The organism is Rhodococcus sp. NPDC003383 (assembly GCF_053589115.1).
Genome location: NZ_JBSFRG010000006.1, coordinates 230532 through 239461 on the forward strand (window position 1 = coordinate 230532; position 8930 = coordinate 239461).

An 8930-nucleotide genomic window follows, 5' to 3' on the forward strand; every position below is an offset into this window, starting at 1 on the left:
GATGAGTCCATGAACTCGCGCAGCTTCCCCGAGCAGCTTTCGGACATGTGGCGCACCCGTCCGGTGCGTCTGCCCGATCAGGGCCACGTCGCCGGCGTGTGCGCCGGCATCGGAGTTCGGTACGGCGTCGATCCGGTACTGATCCGGGTCGCGTTCGTGGTCTCCACCATCTTCGGTGGCGCGGGCATCGTCCTGTACCTGGCGTGCTGGGTCCTGCTCAATCGCTACGGCGATCCCGTCTCCCCCGTCGAGTCTCTCGTCGGGCGGGGCCACAGCGCCGACTCGAACACCAAGGTGATCGTCCTGCTGGTGGCACTTGCGGTGGCCGCGAGTGCGCTCGGCCCGGTGGGCGCCGGCCTGGGCGGTTCCGGATTCCTCAGCTTGATGCTGATGCTCGGGGGTCTGTGGTTGCTCTACCTGCGCAAGCCGGAACCTCCGGTCCTGCCGCCCCCGCCGGGATCGGTGGCCTTCCAGCAGAATCCGTTCCCGGACTTCTCGGTCCCGCAGGCGCCGTATGCCCCGTCCCAGTTCACACAGGCCCCGTTCGCGCAGCAACCGTTCGCCGCAGGGGCGGCTCCCACTCCCGGACCGGCACCGGCGGACCCGAACTTCTGGATCAAGAAGGACGCCTCGACGTCCGAGACGACCGGCAGCGCGAACGAGTCGGCACCGCCCGCCGATCCCGCACGGCCCGCCCCGGATCCGTTCGGCGCGACGGCAACGCCTCCGTCCTGGGATCCGCTCGGCGTCGCCCCGTTCGCGTGGGATCTTCCCGAACCGGCACCGATCCGGACACCCGTGCCGGATCGGAAGCAGCCGCGGTCGCGGTTGACGACGACGATCCTGGGTCTGGCGGTGCTGGCCGCCGCCGCGGCCGCAGCGGTCGCCGCCGCTACCGGCATGGAATGGTTGACGCCGGCCCGGATCGGGGCGATCGCTCTCGCCGTCATCGGGCTGGGACTGCTGCTCGGCGCGTTCCTGCACCGCGGCCACGGCCTGCTGGTGGTGACCGGTCCGCTCATCGGATTCGTGGTGCTCGCGTCGCTGGTCGGCCCGATCGACACCTCGCGGTGGGGTCCGCAACAGTACGCCCCCCGCACGGCCGCCGAGCTGCAGCCGGAGTACGCGGTCCAGATGGGCGAGCTCGAGCTCGATCTGCGCAATCTCACGCTCACCGAGGACCGCATCGTCGCGGTGGAGACCCGGTTCGGCAACTCCCGGATCCTCCTGCCGCCGAACCTGGACGTCGACATCACGTGCACCGAACGCGCGTCCTCGCCGTGCCCCACGCAGGGCTTCGACGCCGGCGCCGACGGCCGCAAGGGACCTGTCCTGACCCTCGACATCGATACCGCTTTCGGAAACTCGGAGGTGCACCGTGGCTGACTTCGACACCGACTACACCGGATCCGGCTCCGACGACACCGAGGCGACCTGCTCGCGTCGGCGGGGCCCGTCGATCCTGCTGCTCCTGGCCGCGATCGCCGCTCTGGCGGTCAGCGGGTGGGCGCTGATCGGCCCGTTCTCCCTGGACCCGATCGCGAACGTCGAGTTCCGCTGGGTGTTCGTGGCCGTCGCTGTGGCGGTGGGTGCGGCCCTCCTGTTCGCCCCCGGCAAACGGCCCCGCCGGAAGAACTGAATCCACCGCACCTCCGAAAAGCACTGTGCCCCTCGGATTCCGAAGGAGAGATCCTTCGATCCGAGGGGCACAGTCGCTGCTACGGGAGGATCACTCCCACTCGATCGTTCCCGGCGGCTTGCTGGTCACGTCGAGGACGACGCGGTTGACCTCGGCGACCTCGTTGGTGATGCGGGTGGAGATGCGCTCGAGCGTCTCGTACGGCAGGCGGGTCCAGTCCGCGGTCATTGCGTCCTCGCTCGAGACCGGGCGCAACACGATCGGATGACCGTAGGTGCGTCCGTCGCCCTGCACACCGACGCTGCGCACGTCGGCGAGGAGCACGACCGGGCACTGCCAGATCTGACCGTCGAGACCCGCGGCCGTGAGCTCTTCGCGCGCAATGGAATCCGCGTGACGCAGGATTTCGAGGCGTTCCTGGGTGACCTCACCGATGATGCGGATGCCCAGGCCCGGGCCGGGGAACGGCTGGCGTCCGACGATCTCCTCGGGCAGACCCAGTTCGCGGCCGACCGCGCGGACCTCGTCCTTGAACAGCAGGCGCAGCGGCTCGACGAGCTCGAACTGCAGGTCCTCCGGCAGACCGCCGACGTTGTGGTGGCTCTTGATGTTCGCGGTGCCGGCGCCGCCACCGGATTCGACGACGTCCGGGTACAACGTGCCCTGCACGAGGAAGTCGATGGTCTCGCCGTGGGCGGCGCTCTCACCGAGCACCTCGGAGACCGCACCCTCGAAGCTGCGGATGAACTCGCGGCCGATGATCTTGCGCTTGGTTTCCGGGTCGGACACTCCGGCCAGTTCGCGCAGGAACGTCTCGGAGGCGTCGACCGTCACCAGCCGGGCGCCGGTCGCCGCGACGAAGTCCTTCTCGACCTGCTCGCGCTCACCGGCGCGCATCAGGCCGTGATCGACGAACACGCAGGTGAGGCGGTCACCGATCGCGCGCTGCACGAGAGCGGCGGCGACAGCGGAATCGACACCGCCGGACAGACCGCAGATGGCCTTGCCGTCGCCGACCTGCTCGCGAACCTGCGCGATGAGCGACTCGGCGATGTTCGCGGCCGTCCACGCGCCGGGGATGCCGGCGATCTCGTGCAGGAAGCGGCTGAGCACCTGCTGGCCGTGCGGCGAGTGCAGAACCTCCGGGTGGTACTGGACGCCGGCGAGCCGGCGGGCCCGGTCCTCGAAGGCCGCGACCGGTGCGCCCGCGCTGGACGCGGTGACCTCGAAGCCCTCGGGTGCGGCGGTCACGCCGTCGCCGTGGCTCATCCACACGGGCTGCGTCGCGGGCAGACCTTCGTGCAGGACGCCGCCGCTCACCGACATCTCGGTGCGGCCGTACTCACGGCTGCCGGTGTGTGCGACCGTGCCGCCGAGGGCCTGGGCCATCGCCTGGAAGCCGTAGCAGATACCGAAGACCGGCACGCCCAGGTCGAACAGCTTCGGGTCGAGCTGGGGAGCGCCCTCCTCGTACACGCTGGACGGGCCGCCGGACAGCACGACCGCGAGCGGCTCCTTGGCCGCGATCTCCTCGACGGTCGCCGTGTGCGGCACGACCTCCGAGTACACCTTCGCTTCCCGGACGCGGCGAGCGATCAGCTGCGCGTACTGGGCTCCGAAGTCGATGACGAGGACCGGCTTGGACTGCTGGGTTTGCGACACCCGAACAGTCTAAGCGGCGGTCCACGTCACACGAACGCCGGTCAGGCCACGCCGGCATCCGAACCGCTGCGGATCTCGACGATCGGCAGCGACAGCGCGCCGGGAGCACCCGCCGGCACCACCGGGTTCTTCGGGGCGATCGGGTTCAGCCGACGGTAGGGCTCGCCCTGCGCGGGACGCACGTCGTCCTCGCCCTTGTTCGGCCACAGCGCCGCGGACCGTTCGGCCTGCGCGGCGATCGTCAGCGACGGGTTCACGCCGAGGTTCGCGGAGACGGCCGCCCCGTCGACGACGCTGAGCGTCGGGTAGCCGTAGACGCGGTGGTAGGGGTCGATGACGCCGTGGTCGCGGTCGCTGCCGATGACCGCGCCGCCCAGGAAGTGCGCGGTGAGCGGGATGTTGAAGATCTCACCCCAGGTGCCGCCGGGGATGCCGTCGATCTTCTCGGCGATGCGTCGGGTGGCCTCGTTGCCCGCGGGAATCCAGGTGGGATTCGGCTCGCCGTGGCCCTGCTTGCTGGTGACCTTGCGGCGGCCGAAGAGGCCCTTCTTGGTGTAGGTCGTGATGGAGTTGTCGAGGTTCTGCATGACCAGCGCGATGATGGTCCGCTCGCTCCAGTCCTTGATCGACAGCATCCGCGCCATCTGCACCGGGTTCTTCGCGACCTGGAGGAGGAACTTCACCCACCGCGGGGTGCGGCCACCACCGTCGGTCATGAGGGTCTGCAGCAGACCCATCGCGTTCGAGCCCTTGCCGTAGCGGACCGGTTCGATGTGGGTGTCGGCGGTCGGGTGGAAGGACGAGGTGATCGCGACACCGCGGGTCAAGTCCATGTTCGGGTCGACCTTCAACTTCCCGGCGCCGACGATCGACTCGGAATTGGTGCGGGTCAGTTCGCCGAGCCGGTCCGACAGTTTCGGCAGCGCGCCGGTGTCCTTGAGATGGTGCAGCAGGTGTTGCGTGCCCCAGGTGCCGGCGGCGAGCACCACGTGCCCGGCGGTGTAGGTGCGCCGGTTCTTGCGTCGCCACGCTCCGGTGCGTTCGGTGACGACCTCCCAGCTGCCGTCCGGGGTTTCCCGCAGGTCGGTGACCGTGGTCATCGGGACGATCTCGGCGCCGGCCTTCTCGGCGAGGCCCAGGTAGTTCTTCACGAGGGTGTTCTTCGCGCCGTGCCGGCAGCCGGTCATGCACTCGCCGCATTCGATGCAGCCGGTGCGGTCGGGTCCGACGCCACCGAAGTAGGGGTCGGCGACGGTGCGGCCGGGTTCGCCGAAGTAGACGCCGACCGGCGTCTGGATGAACGTGTCGCCGACGCCCATGTCCTCGGCGACGGACTTGATCACCTCGTCGGCGGGTGTCATGTGCGGGTTCGTGACGACGCCGAGGATCCGGCGGGCCTGGTCGTAGTGAGGCGAGAGTTCGTCGTGCCAGTCGGTGATGTGCGCCCACTGCCTGTCCTCGAAGAACGAGGCGGGCGGCTTGTAGAGGGTGTTCGCGTAGTTGAGCGATCCGCCGCCCACGCCGGCGCCGGCGAGAATGAGGCAGTCGCGCAGCAGGTGCACGCGCTGGATGCCGAAACACCCGAACTTCGGGGCCCACAGGAAACGCTTCAAGTCCCAGCTGGTCTCGGCGAAGTCCGCGTCCGCGTACCGCCGGCCCGCTTCGAGAACACCGACCCGGTAGCCCTTCTCCACGAGCCGCAGCGCCGTGACGCTGCCACCGAAGCCCGAGCCGACGATGAGGACGTCGTAGTCCGTCGCGCGCTGCCTACCCATCGGAGTACCTCCACCCGAGAAACTGGTTGTTACTCGCCAGTATGCACCCCGGGTCTGTGACAGCTGCCACAAGGATTACCTAACTGTTACCGCGCGTAGCGGAAACCGCAGGTCGGCGGCCGCGCTGCCCGGTGGACCACAGCAGTTCCCGTGAACGACGACGGCCGGACGTCGAGTCGGCCCGTGACACACGAACCGATCCGACATCCGGCCACCGGAAGCGGAGAAACCTGTCAGGCGCGAACCGACAGACCCACCTTCTGGAATTCCTTGAGGTCCGAGTAACCGGACTTCGCCATCGCCCGGCGCAGCCCGCCGACGAGGTTCAGCGAACCGTACGGATCGTCCGACGGCCCGCCCAGCACCCGGTCCAGGCCGGGACGCTCGTCGTCGACCTCGACCTGCAACACGGACCCACGCGGCATGGACGGGTGCGCCGCGACGGACGGCCAGTACCAGCCGCGACCGGGCGCCTCGGCGGACACCGCCAGCGGCGCCCCGAGCACGGCCGCGTCGGCACCGCACGCGATGGCCTTCGCCAGGTCACCGGCGGTCTCGATGTCACCGTCCGCGATGACGTGCACGTAGCGGCCACCGGTTTCGTCCAGGTAGTCGCGACGGGCCGCGGCGGCGTCCGCGATCGCGGTGGCCATCGGGATCCCGATGCCGAGAGCGCTGCTGGTCGTCGTGGCACCGGCCGTCGAGCCGTAGCCGACGATGACACCGGCCGCGCCGGTACGCATCAGGTGCAGAGCCGTGCGGTGATCGCTCACACCGCCGGCCACGACCGGCACGTCCAGCTCGGAGATGAACGTCTTGAGGTTGAGCGGCTCGTCCTCGCCGTGCGCGACGTGCTCGGCGGAGATGATCGTGCCCTGGATGACCAGCAGGTCGATGCCCGCCTTGATCAGGTCGGGGGTCAGCGCACGCGCATTCTGGGGGCTGACCCGCACCGCCGTCGTCACGCCCGCGTCCCGCACCTCGCCGACCGCCGCGGCGAGCAGCTCGGGGCGCAGCGGAGCCGCGTGCAGCTTCTGCAGGTAGGCCACCGCGGCGCTGGGATCCGGGTTCGTCTCGGCGAGCTCGACGAGCTTGGTGATCTCCGACTCGACGTCCTCGTGCCGGCCCCACAGACCTTCACCGTTGATGACGCCCAGACCGCCGGCCTTGCCGAGCTCGACGGCGAACTTCGGCGAGACCAGCGCGTCGGTGGGATGCGCGAGCACCGGGATGTCGAATCGGTAGGCATCGATCTGCCAGGCCGTCGACACCTCCTTGGAAGACCGCGTCCGGCGGGACGGCACGATGTCGATGTCGTCCAGCTCGTAGGTGCGCCGGGCGGTGCGGCCCATGCCGATTTCAACGAGGTCGCGCACGCGCGCCCCTTTCTCGTGTGAGGCCGGTTCTCCCCTCGCGGACGAGACGGGAGAACCGACCGGCGTGATTCGAACGTGCGGCTACCGGGCCGCGTAGTTCGGTGCCTCCGCGGTGATCGTGATGTCGTGCGGGTGGCTCTCCTTGAGCCCTGCAGCGGTGATCTGCACGAACTGCGCCGACTGCAGCTGCTCGATCGTGGCCGCCCCGGTGTATCCCATCGCCGCCCGCAAGCCGCCGATGAGCTGGTGGGTGACCTGCTGCAGCGGGCCACGGAACGGGACCCGGCCCTCGATACCCTCGGGGACCAGCTTGTCCTCGGAGAGGACGTCGTCCTGGAAGTACCGGTCCTTCGAATACGACTTGGCCTCGCCACGCGACTGCATCGCGCCCAGCGAACCCATTCCGCGGTAGCTCTTGAACTGCTTGCCGTTGACGAGGATCAGCTCACCGGGGGACTCGGCCGTGCCGGCGAGCAGCGAACCGAGCATCGCCGTCGACGCACCGGCCGCGAGGGCCTTCGCGACGTCGCCGGAGAACTGCAGGCCACCGTCGGCAATCACGGGGATGCCGTGCGGTGCTGCCGCGGCGGTGGCCTCGAGGATCGCGGTGATCTGGGGTGCGCCGACACCGGCGATGACACGGGTGGTGCAGATCGAGCCGGGTCCGACACCGACCTTGACCGCGTCGACGCCCGCCTCGATGAGGGCAGCCGCCCCGGCGCGGGTCGCGACGTTACCGCCGATGATCTGGACGCGGTCGCCGACCTCCGCCTTGAGCTTGGAGATCATCGACAGCACGCCGGCCGAGTGACCGTGGGCACTGTCGACGACGAGAACGTCGACGCCGGCGTCCGTCAGCAGCATCGCGCGGGTCCACGAGTCGTCGCCGACACCGACGGCCGCGCCGACCAGCAGGCGGCCGTCGCGGTCCTTGGTGGCGTTCGGGTGCTGCTCGGTCTTGACGAAGTCCTTGACGGTGATGAGACCGGTGAGCTTGCCCTGTCCGTCGACGATCGGGAGCTTCTCGATCTTGTGACGGCGCAGCAGCCCCAGCGCGGCCTCGGCACTGACACCTTCGCGTGCGGTGACGAGCGGTGCCTTGGTCATGACCTCGGCGACCGGCCGGTTCTGGTCGACCTCGAACCGCATGTCGCGGTTGGTGATGATGCCGACGAGCAGGCCGTCGTCGTCGGTGACCGGCAGACCCGAAATCCGGAAGCGGGCGCACATGGCGTCCACCTCGGCGAGGGTGTCGGTCGGCTTGCAGGTGACCGGATCGGTGACCATGCCGGCCTCGGAACGCTTGACGGTCTCGACCTGCGCGGCCTGGACCTCTGCGGACATGTTGCGGTGCAGCACACCCATGCCGCCGGCACGGGCCATGGCGATCGCCATGCGCGACTCTGTGACGGTGTCCATCGCGGAACTGACCAGCGGGATGCGCAGGCGGATCTCGCGCGTCAACTGGCTCGACGTGTCCACCTGGCTCGGGACGACATCGGACGCCGCGGGGAGCAGCAGCACGTCGTCGAAGGTCAGGCCCAGCATCGCGACCTTGTTCGGGTCGTCGCCGCCGGTGTGCACGTGCCCTCCGGTACTACTCATGCGGTTCGGACCCTCCATGCCAGTCGATACGGTGCGGGTCCGGACGATTTCCGGCCCGACAGGTTTCTGAGCGTGAAACGACGCTGTCGCGGACGACGGAGCGGCGACGAGGCGCCGGCGTCGTGAGCAGCAATGCCGTGACCAACAATGTCGTGAGCGGTACGAATATTCCCCGGGCGGTCCGAGGCAGCCGGTACGCTCACCTCCCCATCGTATCGTTTGCCGCAATCCGCACTGCCGCAGCCCGCACCCTTGCCCGGGGCCGGCGGCCCCGGTCCACGAGGACCACAGGGCCCTGTTCGTCGGCGTGTCCACCGCTACGGCTGGCGCAGACCCCACCGCACTGCGTACCGTGGGTGTCGTGCGTGATCAGTTACCTCCGGGTCTTCCACCGGACCCCTTCGCCGGAGATCCCGACGACCCGTCGGCCGCGTTGGACGCGATCGAGCCGGGTCAGCCGCTGGACCCCTCGGAGCGGTTGGCGGTCGAAGAGGACCTTGCGGACCTCGCCGTCTACGAGGCACTGCTGGCCCCGCGTGGGGTCCGCGGTCTCGTCGTCTGCTGTGAGGACTGCCACCAGGACCACTACCACGACTGGGACATGCTGCGCGCGAACCTGCTGCAGCTCCTCGTGGACGGGACGGTCCGGCCGCACGAGCCCGCATACGATCCCTCGCCCGAGGCGTACGTGACGTGGGACTACTGCCGCGGGTATGCGGATGCGTCGATGAACGAGGCGCTTCCCGCGGACCCGTACGGCTTCGATTCCTGAGCACGTCACCCGAACACGACGAAACGCGGCGCCGGCACACCCGAGAGTGTGGGCGGGGCGGCGTGTACTTCTGGGGGTGCGGCTCGGGCCTTTAGTGTTGT

The 8930-nt window shown here is 69.3% G+C and carries 7 protein-coding genes; 3 read left to right on the plus strand and 4 right to left on the minus strand.

Annotation, left to right across the window (positions count from 1 at the left end; all coding sequences use genetic code 11):
* Positions 1–9 precede the first annotated feature (9 nt).
* The gene (locus ACWDTS_RS08580; RefSeq protein ID WP_450117956.1) at positions 10–1386 is read left to right on the plus strand and encodes a PspC domain-containing protein; all 1377 of its coding nucleotides are present in this window, start codon (positions 10–12) and stop codon (positions 1384–1386) included.
* Positions 1379–1639 carry a hypothetical protein gene (locus ACWDTS_RS08585; protein ID WP_450117957.1) on the plus strand — a complete coding sequence of 87 codons (261 nt, stop codon included), beginning with the start codon at positions 1379–1381 and terminating at the stop codon, positions 1637–1639. Before ACWDTS_RS08580 ends, ACWDTS_RS08585 begins: the two co-directional genes overlap by 8 nt.
* Positions 1640–1729: 90 nt before the next feature.
* Here ACWDTS_RS08585 and guaA read toward each other — a convergent pair whose 3' ends face one another.
* The 4 genes from guaA to guaB all read right to left on the minus strand — a co-directional run bounded on the left by guaA (position 1730) and on the right by guaB (position 8057).
* Complete coding sequence (guaA, locus tag ACWDTS_RS08590; RefSeq protein ID WP_197250863.1) at positions 1730–3301, minus strand: glutamine-hydrolyzing GMP synthase; 1572 nt, start codon at positions 3299–3301, stop codon at positions 1730–1732.
* A gap of 41 nt (positions 3302–3342) precedes the next feature.
* Positions 3343–5076, minus strand: a complete 1734-nt coding sequence (locus ACWDTS_RS08595) for an FAD-dependent oxidoreductase (RefSeq protein ID WP_450117958.1) — start codon at positions 5074–5076, stop codon at positions 3343–3345.
* Between the two features lie 233 nt (positions 5077–5309).
* Positions 5310–6452: a GuaB3 family IMP dehydrogenase-related protein gene (locus tag ACWDTS_RS08600; protein ID WP_197250864.1), complete on the minus strand. Its 1143-nt coding sequence runs from the start codon at positions 6450–6452 to the stop codon at positions 5310–5312.
* An 81-nt stretch (positions 6453–6533) separates the two neighbouring features.
* Positions 6534–8057, minus strand: a complete 1524-nt coding sequence (guaB, locus tag ACWDTS_RS08605; protein ID WP_197250865.1) for an IMP dehydrogenase — start codon at positions 8055–8057, stop codon at positions 6534–6536.
* 361 nt (positions 8058–8418) lie between these two features.
* Here guaB and ACWDTS_RS08610 point away from each other — a divergent pair, with 361 nt between their 5' ends.
* Positions 8419–8829: a DUF5319 domain-containing protein gene (locus tag ACWDTS_RS08610; RefSeq protein ID WP_197250866.1), complete on the plus strand. Its 411-nt coding sequence runs from the start codon at positions 8419–8421 to the stop codon at positions 8827–8829.
* The last annotated feature ends 101 nt before the right edge of the window (positions 8830–8930 follow it).